The sequence below is a fragment of the Tissierella sp. P1 genome, from assembly GCF_002266425.1.
GTDB classification, from domain to species: Bacteria; Bacillota; Clostridia; order Tissierellales; family Tissierellaceae; genus Tissierella; species Tissierella carlieri.
Window position 1 is genome coordinate 1 of record NZ_NPMN01000050.1, and the last position, 17,961, is coordinate 17,961.

At 35.4% G+C, this 17,961-nt stretch carries 23 protein-coding genes; 18 read left to right on the forward strand and 5 right to left on the reverse strand.

Annotation, left to right across the window (positions count from 1 at the left end):
• The first annotated feature begins 191 nt into the window (after positions 1–191).
• Together CIW83_RS20805 and CIW83_RS20810 are read left to right on the forward strand one after the other, a co-directional pair.
• Positions 192–569: a cytidine deaminase gene (locus tag CIW83_RS20805; protein WP_094904356.1), complete on the forward strand. Its 378-nt coding sequence runs from the start codon at positions 192–194 to the stop codon at positions 567–569.
• Positions 570–625: 56 nt separating this feature from the next.
• Positions 626–1,528, forward strand: coding sequence for a GNAT family N-acetyltransferase (locus CIW83_RS20810; protein WP_094904357.1), 903 nt, complete (start codon positions 626–628; stop codon positions 1,526–1,528).
• Positions 1,529–1,746: 218 nt separating this feature from the next.
• Here CIW83_RS20810 and CIW83_RS20815 read toward each other — a convergent pair whose 3' ends face one another.
• Complete coding sequence (locus tag CIW83_RS20815; RefSeq protein WP_094904358.1) at positions 1,747–2,079, reverse strand: helix-turn-helix domain-containing protein; 333 nt, start codon at positions 2,077–2,079, stop codon at positions 1,747–1,749.
• 383 nt (positions 2,080–2,462) lie between these two features.
• On the opposite strand from CIW83_RS20815, the gene CIW83_RS20820 reads away from it, so the two are divergent.
• On the forward strand, positions 2,463–2,981 hold the full coding sequence (locus CIW83_RS20820) for a nitroreductase family protein (RefSeq protein ID WP_094904359.1): 519 nt from the start codon (positions 2,463–2,465) through the stop codon (positions 2,979–2,981).
• A gap of 128 nt (positions 2,982–3,109) precedes the next feature.
• Here CIW83_RS20820 and CIW83_RS20825 read toward each other — a convergent pair whose 3' ends face one another.
• On the reverse strand, positions 3,110–3,343 hold the full coding sequence (locus tag CIW83_RS20825; RefSeq protein WP_201260081.1) for a hypothetical protein: 234 nt from the start codon (positions 3,341–3,343) through the stop codon (positions 3,110–3,112).
• A 55-nt stretch (positions 3,344–3,398) separates the two neighbouring features.
• On the opposite strand from CIW83_RS20825, the gene CIW83_RS22415 reads away from it, so the two are divergent.
• The gene (locus CIW83_RS22415) at positions 3,399–3,551 is read left to right on the forward strand and encodes a hypothetical protein (RefSeq protein WP_158220199.1); all 153 of its coding nucleotides are present in this window, start codon (positions 3,399–3,401) and stop codon (positions 3,549–3,551) included.
• 326 nt (positions 3,552–3,877) lie between these two features.
• On the opposite strand, the gene CIW83_RS20835 is transcribed toward CIW83_RS22415, so the two are convergent.
• Positions 3,878–4,204: a DUF2726 domain-containing protein gene (locus CIW83_RS20835; protein WP_094904362.1), complete on the reverse strand. Its 327-nt coding sequence runs from the start codon at positions 4,202–4,204 to the stop codon at positions 3,878–3,880.
• Between the two features lie 424 nt (positions 4,205–4,628).
• Here CIW83_RS20835 and CIW83_RS20840 point away from each other — a divergent pair, with 424 nt between their 5' ends.
• The 6 genes from CIW83_RS20840 (at position 4,629) to CIW83_RS20855 (ending at position 8,723) form a co-directional block, all read left to right on the forward strand.
• Positions 4,629–4,970: a BlaI/MecI/CopY family transcriptional regulator gene (locus CIW83_RS20840; RefSeq protein ID WP_094904363.1), complete on the forward strand. Its 342-nt coding sequence runs from the start codon at positions 4,629–4,631 to the stop codon at positions 4,968–4,970.
• A 75-nt stretch (positions 4,971–5,045) separates the two neighbouring features.
• Positions 5,046–6,593, forward strand: a complete 1,548-nt coding sequence (locus CIW83_RS20845; RefSeq protein WP_235601436.1) for a M56 family metallopeptidase — start codon at positions 5,046–5,048, stop codon at positions 6,591–6,593.
• Positions 6,583–7,401, forward strand: coding sequence for a TraX family protein (locus CIW83_RS20850; protein ID WP_094904365.1), 819 nt, complete (start codon positions 6,583–6,585; stop codon positions 7,399–7,401). Before CIW83_RS20845 ends, CIW83_RS20850 begins: the two co-directional genes overlap by 11 nt.
• Before the next feature lie 396 nt (positions 7,402–7,797).
• Positions 7,798–7,920, forward strand: coding sequence for a hypothetical protein (locus tag CIW83_RS24600; RefSeq protein WP_255374548.1), 123 nt, complete (start codon positions 7,798–7,800; stop codon positions 7,918–7,920).
• Positions 7,921–7,985: 65 nt separating this feature from the next.
• A complete protein-coding gene (locus CIW83_RS23425; RefSeq protein ID WP_201260082.1) occupies positions 7,986–8,123 on the forward strand; it encodes a hypothetical protein in 138 nt (45 codons plus the stop codon).
• A 102-nt stretch (positions 8,124–8,225) separates the two neighbouring features.
• On the forward strand, positions 8,226–8,723 hold the full coding sequence (locus CIW83_RS20855) for a reverse transcriptase domain-containing protein (protein ID WP_201260083.1): 498 nt from the start codon (positions 8,226–8,228) through the stop codon (positions 8,721–8,723).
• 906 nt (positions 8,724–9,629) lie between these two features.
• On the opposite strand, the gene CIW83_RS20860 is transcribed toward CIW83_RS20855, so the two are convergent.
• Positions 9,630–10,103: a pyridoxamine 5'-phosphate oxidase family protein gene (locus CIW83_RS20860; protein WP_094904366.1), complete on the reverse strand. Its 474-nt coding sequence runs from the start codon at positions 10,101–10,103 to the stop codon at positions 9,630–9,632.
• Between the two features lie 163 nt (positions 10,104–10,266).
• Between CIW83_RS20860 and CIW83_RS20865 the strand changes: the two genes are divergently transcribed.
• The 8 genes from CIW83_RS20865 to CIW83_RS20900 all read left to right on the forward strand — a co-directional run bounded on the left by CIW83_RS20865 (position 10,267) and on the right by CIW83_RS20900 (position 17,488).
• On the forward strand, positions 10,267–11,307 hold the full coding sequence (locus CIW83_RS20865) for a PLP-dependent aminotransferase family protein (protein ID WP_201260084.1): 1,041 nt from the start codon (positions 10,267–10,269) through the stop codon (positions 11,305–11,307).
• 167 nt (positions 11,308–11,474) lie between these two features.
• Complete coding sequence (locus CIW83_RS23430) at positions 11,475–11,684, forward strand: hypothetical protein (RefSeq protein ID WP_201260085.1); 210 nt, start codon at positions 11,475–11,477, stop codon at positions 11,682–11,684.
• Positions 11,685–11,770: 86 nt separating this feature from the next.
• Complete coding sequence (locus tag CIW83_RS24680; protein ID WP_094904367.1) at positions 11,771–12,244, forward strand: methylated-DNA--[protein]-cysteine S-methyltransferase; 474 nt, start codon at positions 11,771–11,773, stop codon at positions 12,242–12,244.
• A gap of 235 nt (positions 12,245–12,479) precedes the next feature.
• Positions 12,480–13,049: a bifunctional transcriptional activator/DNA repair enzyme AdaA gene (locus CIW83_RS20875; protein WP_094904368.1), complete on the forward strand. Its 570-nt coding sequence runs from the start codon at positions 12,480–12,482 to the stop codon at positions 13,047–13,049.
• A 417-nt stretch (positions 13,050–13,466) separates the two neighbouring features.
• A complete protein-coding gene (locus CIW83_RS20885; RefSeq protein ID WP_094904369.1) occupies positions 13,467–14,132 on the forward strand; it encodes a response regulator transcription factor in 666 nt (221 codons plus the stop codon).
• Positions 14,129–15,244: a cell wall metabolism sensor histidine kinase WalK gene (locus tag CIW83_RS20890; protein ID WP_094904370.1), complete on the forward strand. Its 1,116-nt coding sequence runs from the start codon at positions 14,129–14,131 to the stop codon at positions 15,242–15,244. Before CIW83_RS20885 ends, CIW83_RS20890 begins: the two co-directional genes overlap by 4 nt.
• A gap of 115 nt (positions 15,245–15,359) precedes the next feature.
• Complete coding sequence (locus CIW83_RS20895; protein WP_094904371.1) at positions 15,360–16,085, forward strand: hypothetical protein; 726 nt, start codon at positions 15,360–15,362, stop codon at positions 16,083–16,085.
• Between the two features lie 359 nt (positions 16,086–16,444).
• On the forward strand, positions 16,445–17,488 hold the full coding sequence (locus CIW83_RS20900) for an RNA-guided endonuclease TnpB family protein (RefSeq protein WP_201260086.1): 1,044 nt from the start codon (positions 16,445–16,447) through the stop codon (positions 17,486–17,488).
• 227 nt (positions 17,489–17,715) lie between these two features.
• Here the strand turns inward: CIW83_RS20900 and CIW83_RS24040 are convergent.
• The coding region (locus CIW83_RS24040) for a hypothetical protein (RefSeq protein ID WP_235601435.1) at positions 17,716–17,961 on the reverse strand (246 nt) is incomplete at its 5' end.

Consider the following 17,961-nt stretch of genomic DNA (forward strand, 5'->3'; position numbering starts at 1 on the left):
TCAAATAACTTATTAAAGTGAGAATGATTTTTGCTATAAGAAATTTAAAATAATGGATATAACTTTTGCTATTTATCTTCACTATTGAAGTGAACGAAGACTATGGTGATGAAAAACATACAAGCTAATATTTAAATTAATACATTGTGTATTAATTTAAATACAAGAATTTAATTGAAAGGATGATAACTATGGAATTTTATGAATTATATGATATCGCAAAAAACACATTAAATCCTAGAGCAATTTCTAAAAACTCTTATGCTGGTTCTGTTGCAGCAGCTATTTTGAGTGAAAGTGGAAGAGTTTATACTGGAGTATGTATAGATACTCCTTGTTCTATGGGATTCTGTGCAGAACATGCGGCTATTGCGGCTATGATTACTGCTGGAGAAAATAGAATAACAAAAGTAATTGCAGTGTATGAAGATGGAACAATAATTCCACCATGTGGAAGATGTAGAGAATTTATTTGTCAAATCCATGATGAAAATTATAAATGTGAAGTAATGATAAAAAAAGATAAAATACTTACCATTAATGATTTGTTACCCTATCGATGGGAATAGAGCTAATTTGTAATTTAAAATAAACAAAAATAGCAAGAAAAAAGGAGAAACCTAAAATGAGTGAAATTCTATTAATTAATGGTAAAAAATATATTTATAGATGTAATTACAGAGATGATAATATGTTAAGAAGTAGTTTTGATAGATTAACAGAAAAAACTTATGGTTTTAATTTTAAACAATGGTATGAGGATGGTTATTGGGGAGACAAATATATACCATATTCTTTGTTAGAGGGAGATAAGGTAGTATCTAATGTTTCAGTAAATATTATAGAATTTTTGATTTTAGGAGAGCAAAAGAGATATATACAAATTGGAACAGTTATGACAGATGAAGAGTATAGAGGACAGGGGCTAAGTAGAATACTTATGGAGAGAGTTATAAAAGAATGGGAGGATAAATGTGATCTTATCTATCTTTTTGCTAATGACAGTGTTCTTGATTTCTACCCAAAATTTGGATTTGAGCAGTGTGATGAATATCAATACTCTATAGAAAGAATAAAAGAGGATAAGTCAGAGAAAATAATAAAGATGAATATGGATAGTAATATAGATAAAGAATTTGTTTACAATATGGCTTGTAATACGATACCTCTCTCAAAGGTTTCTATGAAAAATAATGCATCTCTTATAATGTTTTATTGTACGTATTTTATGAAGGACAGTATTTATTATATTGAAGACTATGATTCTATTGTTATCTGTGATTTTCATGAAGATATTTTATATATACAAGATGTATTTGCCACGAAAGAAATAAATTTAGAAAAAATTATTAATGCAATGATAAGTGAGAACACTAAGAAAGTAGTTTTAGGATTTACTCCAAATAATATCTCTTCTTACGAAAAAAGTTTAGTGAATGAAGAGGATACCACTCTTTTTATTAAGGTAGGAAAAGACAACCCATTTAAAATAAAAGACTTAATGTTCCCAGTATTGTCTCATGCATAATAATAAACAAAGAGTAGGCTAAATAGTCTACTCTTTTGTTCCTATAATATTAATATTACTTACCGAAGTCTAAGGTCTAGAATTCTAGACCTTTCTAATCTTATAGCAAAAACCTTCAATTTGATTCATAACATATGTAGATGAGCATATCATACTATAGCAAGTTCGCTCTTATAATGCAAGCTATAACGAGTATTAGGTATTCAGTTCAAGTTAGCTTATATTTTCAATTCTGGAGTGTTTTTTCTACCCCATTTACACATTTCATTAATAATCGGAAGCAATGACAGTCCTTTTTCGGATAAAGAATACTCTACCTTTGGAGGAATTTGCGGATACTCTTTACGGGTGATAAGCCCGTCATTTTCTAATTCTTTAAGCTGCGTACTTAGCATTTTATGTGTGATATAGGGAATATTGCGCTTAAGTTCTCCATATCTTAATACGGATTCACAACCTAACTCGTATATAATTCTCATTTTCCATTTGCCGCCTATGATAGAGAGAGTATATTCAAAAGGTGCTTGTTTACTCCGGCATAATGTATCCATTCAATAACACTCTCCTTTTAGTAAGTATACTACTAAAAAGTGCATACTTTCTTTTTACTTTATTTTAATTATAATTAAAATAAGTGAAAAATACAAGTGTGTGCATATTGCTTTATAGGAAGTTAGCTATAGTGAGAAGTTTTGACTCAACGAACATAGGAATGCATTACTTGAAAACAGTCTGTGTGATTTTATGGCATATGGAAGGCCGTTTTTAGCTGATGCAGCATTTCTAACAAAGTCTTTGAAAAATTACGACTACAAGCCCTGTTTTGAATGCAGAACCTGTCAGTGGTTTATAAGCGGAGAGAAATGCCCAGCACAAATAAAAGCGAAAACTGTCCTTTAGAACGATTGAAAACGAAATGAATGGAGGTAGAACTATGGATTTTTTAGAATTAGCAAAGGACAGATATTCTGTTCGAAAGTTTTGTGACAAAAAAGTAGAAAAGGAAAAACTGGATTTGATTTTGGAAGCAGGTAGAGTTGCTCCAACAGCTGTGAATTATCAGCCGCAGCGTATTCTTGTGCTAGATACTGAGGATGCTTTAAGTAAACTAAAAACCTGTACCACATACCACTTCCATGCACCTTTAGCTCTGTTGATTTGCTATGACAATACCGTTAGTTGGAAAAGGTCATATGACGATAAAGATATGGGGGAGGTTGACGTAAGTATTGTAACTACTCACATGATGCTTGAGGTCGCCAATTTAGGCTTAGGCAGCACCTGGGTAGGACATTTTGATCCTCAGAAGATAAAGGAAGTCTTTGAGTTGCCTGAAAACATCATTCCAGTTGTACTTTTACCGATTGGTTATCCTGATGAAACGAGCGTTCCTCATCTATACCATGACAAACGTTTCGACATAGGAGTAACAGTATTCTATAATTCATTCTAAGGAGAAGCATATGAAGCTAGATAAATCGCCTTTTCAAGCGGCGGTATGAAACTGGGAAGCCTTACGGCTTCCCGATTTGCTCATTACGAGGTTTTATAAACACATCAACCCACGAAGGAAAACATGAATTAAGATTTATTTTTTAACTTTGAACGTAATATCATGGACATTATGAAGCATAGAATACCTGGTATCAAAAATATTACACCATGAATTAGATAATAAACAGATAACGGTGTAGAATTGTACGAAGGAAGTGTATTAGTATAATAATCATAGCGCAGATACATTAAACCTCCCAAAAAGCATATCAATAATACAATACCAGCAGCAAGTAGAACCTTGTATAAGATAGATTTCATCATATCATACTCCTTTAAAAATAGACGAAAACATAGATGACATTGGGTAATTTGAGTGATGACAGCGGAAATGTTGAAAAGTAGAGTTGGAAAAAAGGTATTGTTGGTTGATAGATTGGCAGATGAATTATATAATATAATGTACATAAGTGGATTTATGCGACTTATAAATGATATAAACAACTTAACAAATATGAATTTGAGGTGAAATGTTCTGTATAAATATACAAAAGAAGAGTTGATAGAGGCACTGCGCCCCGTATCTTCGATTATTAGCAAATGTGAAAAAGCACAGCTAAAATTTGCGGAGGGTACCTCTCAACACACTCGCTTCAAGAACTTAATAAAAGCGATGGATATTTCAAAATCATTAATAACAGATGAAATTAGTAAAAGAGGTTAAACTTTTTCAGTTTTAGTTAAGACGTATCATTTATATTTTGTTTATCTAGCACATTGTAAACATGCTAAATATTCAAAGGAAAGTTAAGTGAAATAAGTATGCACTTTATCACAACAAACAAATTTAAAATATCAATAGCACTGAGATGTAAAAATGAACATGCCCCTGTCAAGTTGATATTGGATTCTGTTAAAATTTGATTGCCTTTTATCAGCTTTACCAACTGTAATAATGTCAGCTAAGTGAACTTTAGGACATATATAATATTCAGTATCTTGAATTGCTAATAACAAAACATCATAGAAATTCTTTTCAGCAACTGTCAATAAATATTTCTTCTTTGTATAAGGATAAATATCATCAGAAGTATCATAGTTAGTATTCTTATTCTTTAGTATCTCACTAAGAAATAAGAATATAATACCAAGTACCATAATAGGAAATAAAGTTTTAAACATAAAAATCCCCCCCTATATTTTTATAATAATTATAGCATATAAAATAAATGTTTCACCCCTATCCAAGATTATCGTATAAGTAAACGGTCTTCTCCATAGTTTTTTTATTTAACAATTCTTAAATATGGTGTTTGCGTGCCGCCTTTATTATTTGTAATCATATCATCAAATTAAAAATCTGTATGATTACTTGCCTTTTTTTCGTCTAGAAGTACGTTTATTGTATTTTCTTGATTGTTGATTTTTAATTTTTATTATTAAATCATCCAATATAATTAGCTATTGTATAGTATAAATTTACATAGGGAATGTAATTGAAAATCAATGTAAAATAAAAATTTATATTCTTATTGACAAGTTAAGACTATTGTGATAGTCTTATATTAAAATTCAGACTACTACAATAGTCTTAAGGAGGGATTTTATGGATATGAAGCTTTTTGATTCTGAACTCAAGGTCATGGAAGTTCTATGGGAGAAAGGCAATATGTTGGCTCGCGATATTGTAGAGGTATTGACAGAGCGGATTGGATGGAATAAAAATACCACTTATACGGTCATCAAAAAATGTATTGAGAAGGGGGCAATTGAACGAGAGGAGCCTGGATTTTTATGTAAAGCTTTAGTTACTAGAGACGAAGTGCAGCAGAGTGAAACGGAACAACTGATTGATAAAATGTTTGGAGGTTCCAGTGAATTGTTTTTTTCAGCATTTCTGAGAAATCAAGGAATTTCAGAAGAGGAAGCAAATAGCTTGCCAAATTGATTAAGGAGGCGAAATAGGATGCTGCATTTCAGAATGGATATGCCATTATACTTGATGTCATTGTATGGAAGTATTATGATTTTGGTGGTTTGCTTGCTACGAAGATTTTTAAAGAACCGTTTATCCAAGTTTGTCTTTCCGATGTTATGGGCATTGGTGCTCCTTCGTCTGTTAGTTCCATTTTCGTTATCCAGCCCAATTAGTGGGCCAGTACCGGATTTGTACTTGCAGTTTATAGGAGATCCGACTGTTTACCTTGTAGAAGATACAGATGTAGTAAGTGAGGTCGCTTCGGAGGCGACGGTGTATAGGTTTACCGAAAGCTCCAGGACTTTATCTCTAGATTGGCAGCTTGCACTGCTAGCACTTTTATGTCTTGGGGGAATGATAACAGTGGGAATTCTATTGTATCAGAAGAGATGTTACTTAAAAAAGCTAAAAAATAGTCTGCTAATTGAACACAATGAAACTATTAACACCATTCTTCGTGAGATGGAGATGGGACATATACTTGTATTTACCAATGATGAAATTGCTTCTCCCTTGGTATGCGGCATATTCAATCCCCGCATCTATCTGCCCACGGGAATGAATTTTCAGCAAACACAATTTTTACAGCATATCCTTATTCATGAAACCATGCACATTAAACGTAAAGACAATTGGCTGAAGACCGCTATGCTGATTGCTCTCTGCTTGAATTGGTATAATCCGTTGGTATGGCTTATGTCTAAGTATCTTTCCTCAGATTTGGAATCTGCCTGTGATGCCGCAGTGCTCAAGCAGATTGATGTAGATCAGAGACAGAACTATGCCTATAGTCTCCTCACCATGGCAATTACAGAAAATCGCCCTACACTTCTCTTTAGTGCCTTTTCCAAAACGGAGGTAGAACGACGTATCAAAAATGTTCTCAGTTATAAGAAGGCAACTTCTTTTACTTTGGCACTTTCAATTATTTTATTGTTAAGCACTACTATTGTGTTCGCCACTGGAGGACAAGGGCCTTTTTCAGCACATCTAAGCAGTTACTGCGGAACCACAGCTTCAAAATGGGGTGTTAAGGCGGGACTTACAAGAGATATCGCTTTAGGAGAAAATCCAGGACAGCGTGCTGACCATATGATCTTTGACGTATTGGAGGCAGATGAAACCAATGACCCCGAAATCATTGCGGCACAAGTAAAGACGGCTTTGGCAAAAGAATTTGGGGTTGAGAAAGGAGCATTTCGACTTGTTGTAAGCCTTTGTCTGAGTGAGGATGAAATTGCACTGGAATATGCAAAACAGGGTATCACTAAGGGGCAAGACGGTTTCTATCTTTATAAAGGAGATAGCGTGCGTATTTATGAGGATGAAATGCTTGGTTCGATACAAACACGAGATAATGGCATGGTGGATATTTCTGTCCGCAGAAATCGTCTAGGAGAAATCACCTCAGTAACAGTATGGCGCAAAGGAGATAGGGAGTTTGACCGTCGTACCAAAGAAATTGAGCGTATTCGTAGCTATGATATGCGGATTTCCAATGAAACAGTAATTATACGAAACAATAATTCTGTAGTTGAGGAGTCAACTTCTATTGATACAAAACTAGGAAACGGGTTTTTTTATGAACAGTAAACAGCTTAAAATTCTTGCCCTTATCTCCATGTTTTTCGATCATTTTATTCGGATATTTTCTTTAACAGAGACCATTTTCCCCATAGGTGACTGGCTAATTGCAAAAGGGCTAGATAGTCTAGGGATTTGGTTTACATCATGGCTACCGTCTATACTTGCTTATTTTGGTCGGCTGGCTGCCCCAATTTTCATGTTTTGTATTGTACAGGGATTTTTGCATACTAAGGATATAAGGAAATACATCTGGCGTATTTATGTAACTGCATTTTTAGCGCAAGTCCCTTACATTCTGTTCGATCTGGCACAAGGTAGGCTATACGGTATTAAGGGTGACTGGAGGGAAGTTCCGCTGAATATCTTATTTACCTTGGGTTTAGGGCTGTTGTCACTTTTAGGTTATAGGAAATGCGAGGAAAAAGGTAAGAGGATGTTAGGGATTGGTATTATCGTGCTGGCAGGTGTATTAGCGCGACTCCTTCGATTTGAAGGCAGTGAAGGCTATATTTTTATTATTTTTATGCTCTATATAATGAGAAATAGCAGCCTATGGAAAAAAGTACTGATATTTTTACCTGTTGTTATTTTTTCTCGTTACAGACTTGTTGCTTATACGTTGGAAGATTTGAATATGCTGCGGAGCTGTGTGCTAAACATATTGGGGCCTTATCTGGGCATTTTGGTGACCTGTCGCTATTCCGGAGAAAAAGGAAATATAAATAGGAGATTTCAACGTTTTATGTATTGGTTTTACCCGCTGCATTTGCTTGTCTTGGCTATTGTTGGATACTTACGGCCTCCATTTTTATGAATTAGAATTAGATTAGAGAAAAGTTGCCCTGCTAATGGTAAAATCAGCAGGGCAACTTTTTTATTTAATAGGAGCGTGTCCAGCAAAGCTGTAATTTGCTTACTGATGAGAGTTCAGTCTAGGTTAATTGCCAAGAAGCCTAGTTGCTATAAGACCAATTTAATCAGAGATGATTAGGTTGAAGCGTCTCGAAAATGTGCCTTAGTGGTGCTAGAAAAGATGCAGACCGTAACATAAAGTGAATCCTGCAGCACTGTTAGAAAACCCTGTATGGGAGAAAAGAGGAAGACGAGTCCCTTCCTATTGGATGAAGTCCATGGAATGTGTGAAGAGCTTGGATTGCAGCACAGAAGAATCCTCCGGTGTATGAGGAGCGGTATGTATTGACAGTAAATTATGGAACTGGGGAGACCCTACTCTACACAACTTAGCTGTAAAGCAGAGGTATATAAGCCAATGGTGAAATTACTATCTGGTAGAGAAGGAGTCGGAGGGGGATATAGTACCGAAGATGGATAGGACAACAAAACCTATTCTAGGGAAGGTGCCCTGCTTACTCATGTTTTACAAGGAGGTAAGAGTGAATGAATATCCAATGGACTAACAACATCAAAGATAAAGTTCGAAAACTTCAAGTAAAACTATACTTATCAGCCAATGCAAACAAAGCAAGAAGATTTCATGCCCTATATGATAAGATATATCGTATGGATATACTATAAATAGCATGGAAAGATGTAAAAGTCAATAAAGGTAGTGCTGGAGTAGATGATGTAACAATAAAAGAAATAGAGGAAATTGGAATAGATAAAATTCTTAAGGAGATGCAAGATGAACTTAAGAATAAGAACTATAGACCAAGCTCAGTACTACGTGTAGAAATACCAAAATCAAATGGGAAAATACGTCCATTAGGTGTTCCGACCGTAAAAGATAGAATAATACAAGCCTCAACCAAGATAGTTATAGAACCCGTATTTGAAGCCAACTTTAAAGACTGTTCCTATGGATTCAGACCAAAAAGGAATCAACATATGGCATTAGAATTCATAAGAAAGGCATGCAATAATAAGGGAGTATGGGTACTAGACGCAGATATCAAAGGTTGTTTTGATAACATTAATCATGATAAATTGATGATATTACTAGAAATAAGAATCAGTGATGGAAGAGTACTTAAGCTAATAGGAAAATGGCTTAAGAGCGGTGCAATGAAGGATGGAACTCTAGAGACAAATGAAATGGGGAGTCCTCAAGGTGGTGTAATATCTCCACTATTAGCTAACATATACCTAGACCACATGGAATACAGTATAGGATAAGTACTTTTCTCACTTAGGTAAACTCATAAGGTTTGCTGATGATTGTGCGCCACGAAGGCGTGTCCAAGTAGCGTAGCTACTTGAAGACAGCTATGCTGTACAGATAATGGCGGATGGGCCGCCTAAATCGCCATACAGGTGGAGGTTTCAAACTACCTTAAGGTGCTGTGGTCAAAAGTTATTGTACTGAGCGTTAAGGAAAAGGCAGTAATAAAAACTGTCAAGCGCATATTAAGGAGATGAACGAACAAGCGAACCGCTTACGAAAATGTCGAAAGCATAGATATTCCATCAAAACCAGGGGGTAATCGTTAACCTGGGATAAGTCTAGGGGAAACCTGTTTACTGCCTAGACGGTGGGTCGCATAAAGGTGGCATGAATTTAATACAGGCGTTTGTACGGAACGTAGGAACCCACGGACTGATGTTAAGGGAGTATATCAAGCGGAAGAACTGCAAGATAAGAGTACCGATGCAGTCATAGGGGCGGGCAGATTGGGTTGTAGTAGTGAAGAAGTTCCTGTAATGGGAATGGAGCGAAGAACCCGAATTATTCAGTATAGATTCATGTTTACCTATGCCTGCATTTTTCACTAAATGTGGACTTGCTCAATTTATTGTCTGATCAAAAATAAATAACTAGAATGTGGTTATGGTAAATAATACAGCATCAATCAATATATAATACATTGTTATACCATAACCAGTTTTGAAAGTAAATATTTTTCACACTAATTTCAGGATAAACTTTTATCAGTTTATCCTGCTTGTATTATGAATACCCCCAGTCTAACCGAGGGTATTCATAATACAAAAATATCCCGTAATAAAAAGCGGGATATTTTCCATTAAGAGAATCATATTTGACTTTTATGGCAATCAGGTAAATTAAGTTTTATTTTTGCCTTATTTATGATATTTTCCTGTACACTCTACGATATCAATCTCAATTACAGCAGTACCTTTGATCATGTTATCAGGAAGTTCTTTTCCAGCAAATTGCGGATTGTACTTCTCAACCAGCTTATTCAATACTTTACGTTTATAATCCAAGTCCTCAATCAACGAAGCATTTCCAATAATTACAACACTGTTGTACTCTGCCTCAGTATCACAGGCATTCTCGATATTGTCAGTCAAGAGACCAAACAATTCATTAACTTCAAAGCATACTTTGGGGTTTCGATTTACATTATCGATTTTTTGTCCCTTTGGTAGTCCATGCATATAAATTTTGTCATTGTAGTAAACAAAGTGCATTGCAACAACATACGGATAACCATTCTCATTGATAGTGGCCAATCGTCCGGTATCCGCACGATCAAGTAGCTCGTCAATCTGCTCTAAGGTTAATTGAAACTTCTTCATTCTGTATTGCATAACTTAATCATCCTCCTAATCATATAAATTTGATTTATATTCAAGGTATATATGTACTTGATATACAATCAAAGGTATTATATCATATAAGTGTACCTACTAAAAGATACACTTATATGATATAACATGGGGTACACTTTGATATAAGGAAGGTAATAATTATATGATATATATTCAAGAAAATTCAGATGAACCAATGTATCTTCAAATCTATAATCAGATAAAAAAAGATATTGAACAAGGAAATATTGCACCCGGAGAACGGATTCCAGGTATTCGCACACTAGCCCAAACATTAGGTATTGCACGGAATACTGTCAGTCTGGCTTATACCCAACTGGCTGTGGAGGGATATATTCAAGCAAAACACGGGTCAGGATTTTTTGTTCTAGACACTTCAAGTAAATTTACGGAGAGGAATTATGTGCCGCAGGATATAAATACTTTATACGTCGAAAGATCAGAGTCGGAGCAACCTATAAGTCTATATGATTTTCAGTACGGCACGATTCCTTATGAGCAATTTCCTTTCAAGTTATGGCGAAAATACACCTCTGAAATTCTTCTATCATCGCAGAAAGAGGTAGTTAATCAGTATCCAGATAAGCAAGGTGATCTGTTGTTACGACAAGAAATCAAAAAACACCTATACAGATCAAGAGGTATGGTTTGTTGTGAAGAACAAATTATCATCGGTTGTGGGCTACAATATTCGTTAAATATCTTGTGTACTCTTTTGCGTAAAGAAAATAACACTGTTGCAATGGAGGAACCAGGATATAATGGATCAAGGGATGTATTTATCAACAACAATTATAATCTACATGCAATTCCAGCTAGTAAAGATGGACTTATCCTCTCATCCATTCATCGTTCTGATGCATGTGCTGCTTATGTAACTCCTTCGCATCAATTTCCCTATGGAACTGTTATGCCAATTTTTCAGCGTAAGGTGCTTCTTAATTGGGCAAATGCTAACGATGCATATATCATTGAAGACGATTATGATAGTGAGCTCAGATATGATGCCAATCCAGTGCCAGCGCTCTATTCCCTAGACACCGAAGACCGTACTATCTATATCGGAACTTTTTCAAAGTCTCTTTCTCCTTCTCTGCGGGTGAACTATATGGTATTGCCAGTACGCTTGCTAAGGAGGTATTATAGTTTATTCTGTTCCTATAGTTCTCCTGTATCATGCTGACACAACATGTTTTAGCCGCGTATATGAGGGATGGAAACTATGAGCGTCATATTCGAAAAATGTGCATCACCTACAAAAGGCGTCATGATGTATTTGTACGGGAAGCAACGAAAATGTTTGGAAGAAAAGTAATCCTACATGGTCGAGGAGCAGGGTTGCATTTCGTTTTGGAGTTTCCGGGTGGTGAAGAACAAGATTGGCTTATTAAACAGGCAGAAAAAGTCGGAGTTAAAGTATATTCTATGATTCCATTCTGGAATGATAGGAATGATTGCCCCAAAAACATTATATTTGCAGGATACAGTTTACTGAGTGAACAACAGATACGAGAAGGTATTGCATTGCTACAATCTGCATGGTTCAGTGCATTACCATAATGAAAATTGAATGGTGAAATTTCGGAAGACATACTAGGTAAAATAAATGTATACTAAAGATATAATAAGACAAGGAGGCTATTCATATGAAAAATATTGCATTCTATCCGACATCCTTCGGTTTGATTGGCATTGTAGAAAAAAACGGTGCAATTGTTGAACTCTTCTTTGGCAAAGAACATAAGTCCACAGACTTCGTGGAGCAGGAAACACCGTTACTAAAGGAAGCAGCACGTCAACTGGAGGAATATCTTGATGGTAAACTTAAATCCTTTGATCTACCCCTTGCACCAGAAGGTACAGATTTTCAGCAAACTGTATGGGCTGCTCTGCGGGATATACCCTATGGTGAAACTTGTACCTACAAGCAGGTGGCGGAGGTGATTGGAAAACCAGAAGCATCCCGTGCAGTGGGTACAGCCAACGGTAAAAATCCGATTTTAATTATTACACCATGCCATCGGGTTATAGGTACAGACGGAAAGCTTATAGGCTACGCCGCGGGACTTGCAGTTAAAGAAAAACTGTTGGAGATGGAAAAGAATTATGTCAACGGTTAAAACAAAGTATTTTGAATACGGCAGTATAGAATTAAATTACCTGGTGTCCATGGATACGTCCTTGGTGCTGAAATCAGCCATCTTGGGAGGGGGGAATGTCAGGCTATTCCAAATACTTTTATAGTTCTCGGCATTAATAAAGCATTGCAGAAATAATAGAATTCTATCTTGTAGATAAAGGATCTGAAGAGATAATCCGTGATATCAAGCAAAAATAAAAAAGAAGGTGATATGTATGCTACTCAGCGATGAGCAGAAATGGAAAGCTGCTATTGATTGTGATTCATCCTATGATGGTCAGTTTTTCTATGGAGTGAAAACAACTGGAATTTTCTGTCGACCGTCCTGTAAATCTAAAAATCCAAAAAGAGATCACGTGATATTTTTTGATACTGCTAAGCAGGCTCAAACTGCTGGATATCGTCCTTGTAAGCGATGCAGACCTGATCTCTTGAAATTTGAACCTAAAATAGAAACCATAGAGGGAATTAAAAAAGTAATCAATGAGCTTTATACTGATTCAAAGCAACTCAAAGAGGAAATCGATGGACTTGGTATTAGTAAAAACAGTATGATTAAATTATTTCAGGAACAGTTAGGCATGACTCCAGTTCAATATGTTAATAAACTTAAAATTGAGAAGGCAAAGGAGCTTTTGTTAAATTCGCAGGACACGATTTTATCCATTGCCTTGCAATGTGGCTTTGGCAGTCTCTCAACATTTTACAGGTTTTTCCGACATTTAGTAGGTATGTCGCCTACACAGTACAGAAAACTTTTTGCTGGAAAGGAAGATGTGAAATGATTATCAGTGCAAGTCGCCGCACAGATATTCCAGTTATTGTTCATTCTTTCTTTTTGGATATGAGTATATATCATGTACATGATTCAGATAGATCACTTATTTACGTGGATTACATTGATATTATTCGGCTGTCCATATACAATTTATAATAAGAAGTCTTACGAAAGGATAGTTAATTATTGAATATATTTCTGCTCCCAAAGTAGCGAAGAAATGGGACATTTCTGAACGGGGATACAAAAATTTTGCGAAGAGAACAGATACCTAGTGTAGTACGGTTTAGTCGTATGTGGATGATACAAAAAGATGCACAAAAATCTGCCGATGAAAGATATAAGGTAACAAAACAATAAAAACTTCTTGGTTTCATATACGCTTCACATTACTATGCTAAATTGAAGTTGAGGAGGTGTACTTATGGCTACATTACTGATTGTTGAAGATGATAAACAAACAAACGAAGCAATTTGTGAATACCTTAAGTTCGCAGGACATAAAGTTGTGCCTGCTTATGACGGAGCAGAAGCATTGCGGATTTTTAATCAAGGAGAAATTGACCTTATTGTTTTGGATATTATGCTGCCTAAAATCACAGGGGTGTCCGTATTGCATGAAATGCGGCAGACAAGCCATGTTCCTATCCTTATGCTTACCGCTATTGAGGATGAATATACGGAGGTTCTAAGCTTTGATGAACAGGCAGATGATTACATAACAAAGCCCTTTTCTATGGTCTTGCTTGGAAAACGTATAACAGCACTTTTGCGGCGAAGTGGAAGAACAATATCCCTTGATACTATGATGTTTGGCGATGTGACCGTAAATTTTTCTGGGTATACCGCAAGTGACAATAACGGCAAAATCGACATCACACCAAGGGAAATTGATTTGCTGAAACTGCTTGTAGAGCATAAAGGCTTAGTGCTTACGCGCTCTCAAATACTTGACGATTTATGGGGAGATGATTACGTGATTGTCGACAGGACGATTGATACCTATATTAAAAATCTACGAAAGAAACTGCGGCTTGACTGTATTGTTACTGTTAAAGGTATAGGTTATAAATATGAGGTGGATAGATGAAACGGCTGAAACTATTTCCTAAAATTTTTTTCTATACGCTGGTACTTATGCTGGCTATCACGTTGCTTGCAAGTGGAATTATTTATCTTCTTGCTCCGATTATGAATGATGGCGGTACATTGGTTGAAGATATACCGGGAATAGCCCAAGTTTACATTCCAAGAAACCCCGAGATTTCAAATGTCATTCTTCGCTCTCTGTCATATTCCATAACGATATGTATAGTTGTTTCTCTTATATGTGCTTTTTTCTTTTCCAAAGCAATTACTAAGCCTATCAAGCATATTTCAGAGACAGCGATTCGCATGGCCAGTTTAGAAAAAAGCGCTGTTAGTAATATTCAATCAAGTGATGAAATCGGAATGCTATCAAAAAGCATAAACGAACTATATCAAAAATTGCTGTCTACCATTGAGAGCTTAAAAGAGGAAAAAGATCGTGTGAGTAAAGCGGAAAGACAAAAGGTGGATTTTCTTCGGGCAGCTTCCCATGAACTGAAAACACCTGTTACTGCGCTAAACGCTATGCTTGAAAACATGATTATGGAAGTCGGGAAATACAAGGATTATGAAACATATTTGCCGCTGTGCAAGGAACAGACCGAGCGGCTTGGCAATATGATTTCCGAGATTTTAGATACCTCAAAATTGAGTAAGAGCATAGAGAGTGAGGAATCGCAAACATTTAATGCTTCTGTTTACCTGTCTAAGCTATGTGGTCAATATCAGTTGATAGCGAAAGCGAACAGACAGCATTTCAAAATGGATTGGCCCGATAATTTGACCGTTTGTCTGCCACCAAAAATGTTTACTAAAGCATTCTCCAACATTCTTTCAAACGCCGTTGCTTATACCGCACCGGGTAAATCCATAACTGTTTATATCAAAGGTCGTGAGCTGATTGTCGAAAATGAATGTCAGCCTATTCCGGAAGAACATCTAAAGCGTATCTTTGAACCATTTTACCGCCCCGACTATGCCCGCAATCGTGAGGACGGCGGTAACGGCTTCGGTTTGTATATAGTAGCTTCAATTTTGGAGGCTTTGAACTGTTCCTATTCTTTTTGCTCTATGATAAAGCCACTGGGTATGCGCTTCATAATAAGATTGTAGTGGTCTTACTGCAAAATACTTTGATTCCATGCACTTTTCATATACACTCCATACATAGATGTTATCTTATTGTTGCACTCAAGATTGGGGGCAATAAAATTTATGGAGGTATATCATGAAAACAAAAAAAATCAAATCTTCATTGCAAGGATTTCTCCTTGTACTTGTGGCCGCAATGACTCTGACCGCTTGCGAAATGACAGAAAGCTCAAAAGGTACCATAATGTCTTTGACTGGAAATGAGAATGGCAGTGTACTCTTTACCTCAACGATCAATACTCGCCACTCTACGTCCGGAATCGAAAACGGCAGGGCAGGTTTTACTGGCGAGTATCTTGTCGAAAGCGTTTCCGGTGATGAAAAGGACAGCCAACTTGAATATTGGGAAATCAACGAATTTGAGGAATGGATGGAACATCAGCGCACCGAAAATAAAAAACTTGCAGATAGTGGTGACAAATCCTTTTATTATAAAAATACCAATAGCGATTATATCTGCCGTGAATGGACGCAGGAGGATGTAGATACCCTTTATGCTCAATGGCAGAAACAGATTGCCCTAATGAAGCAAGGGTACCATTACACGAAGCCTATCACGCTTTCAGACGGTGGCGTCCTTGTCGGTGTGTTTGACCCTGAAACATGGAATGCCAAACCCGAATCGGTTCCCGGCTCAACAATCATAACCCTGCCAGATGGCTCTGCAGTTGATTTAGGTCATTTCGATACATCAAGCGAGGCTGCAGAAGCAGTCAAGAGATATTTGAGCCAGCAGGTAAAAGATGGGGTGCTTACACAGCATGAAGCTGATACCATACTAACTCATGGTTCGGTAGAATAATTTATTATTGTATCTCAAAGTCATTCTTAAGATCTACTTTATACTGGATGAATAATAAACTTTTGAAAGGCTCCCTACTTGTGGGAGTCTTTCAATTACCTTGGTATATTTTTATAATATTGCCAAGAGCACTTTGTGACTTAAGTCGCAGGATGAATTGGCAATAGTCTAGAGTTAAAATAAACACAAACAAAACATTTGTTCCTATATGTAGTATAAAGTATAATATAATTGAATGATATCAAGTAAGAGAGGAGGTGTAAGTATATGAAAAGTCAATCGTACAATAAATCACTCTATGAAACACAGAAGCAGCAGCTAAAAAGTTAACTAAGAAAGAATACATTGCCCTAAGAGAAATGTGTATTCTAAGTAAAAATCTATATAACGTAGGCCTTTATAATATAAGACAATATTACTTTAACAATAATAAACACTTGGATTATATATGTAAAGAAAATGAAAACTATAAACTATTAAACAGTAATATATCCCAGCAAATACTAAAAGAAGTAGACAGCACCATGAAATCATTTTTTGGATTAATTAAACTAGCCAAATTAGGTCAATACAATTATAAAGATATAAGATTATCTAAATATCTAGAAAAGGAAGGTTTCTTTAGTATTATCATAGGTCAAATAAGAATAAAACTTAATGGGATATTAGACATACCCATGTCCCCAGTATTTAAAAGGCAATATGGAAAAGTCAGCATAAAAGTTCCAGACAATCTATTAAACAAAAATATCAAAGAAATAAGGATAATTCCTAAATATAGAGCTAGGTACTTTGAAGCTCAGTATTGTTATGAAATATCTGAATCAAAGGAAGAGCTAGATAAAAATAAAGCACTAGCAATAGATTTAGGATTAGATAATCTTTGTACTTGTAGCACAAACCAAGGAGATAGCTTCATAATAGATGGAAAAAGATTAAAATCTATCAATCAATGGGCAAACAAACAAAACAGTAAACTACAAAGCATAAAAGATAAAATAAGTATCAAAGGAACAACAAAAAAACAAGCTATCCTTTGGAGAAAAAGAAACAACCAAGTAAATGATTATATAAATAAAACCTGCTCCTATATAATAAAATACTGTATAGATAATGATATAGGGAATATAGTAATAGGATATAATAAAAACATTCAAAAAGGAATAAATATAGGAAAGAAAAACAATCAAAACTTTGTAAATCTACCAATAGGAGATATAGCCAATAAACTAGAATATTTAAGTAAAAGAAATAATATAAACTATATAAAGCAAGAAGAAAGCTATACCAGTAAATCTGATTTTCTAGCCAACGATGACTTACCAAAACTAAACCAAGATAATCCCAAAAAACATACCTCCAGTGGAAAAAGAATAACAAGAGGACAATACAAATCAAGTTAATAAATGCAGATGTAAATGCAAGCCTTAATATACTAAGAAAATCAGATATATTAGGTCTATCCCATATACAAAAGAATCCAAATATATTAAAACAACCAAAAAGAATAAAAATATTATAAAAGTAAACTGATAGACTATTAAGTCTTAGAGTCTAGAGGCGACTTGGTTATGCCTTGTTGTTTACAACAGAATCCTGCGACTTTAGTCGTGGGAGGTTCAAATACTAATCACAAGCTGGTTTCAGCTATAAGGTTGTATGAAAAATTTGGATTTAGGCATATTCCTCTTATCAACAATAAATACTTAGAATCTGATTTAAAAATGGTGCTGGAACTATAAAATAATATGAAAGGTTGAGATACAAATTGAAAAATTTCAATTGTACTGAGATGTAAAAATCCTGATGCTGTTATTTTATATAAAATCAAAATTAAATATAGAAATCCAAAAGAGGCAAAGTCTTCGATGAAGTG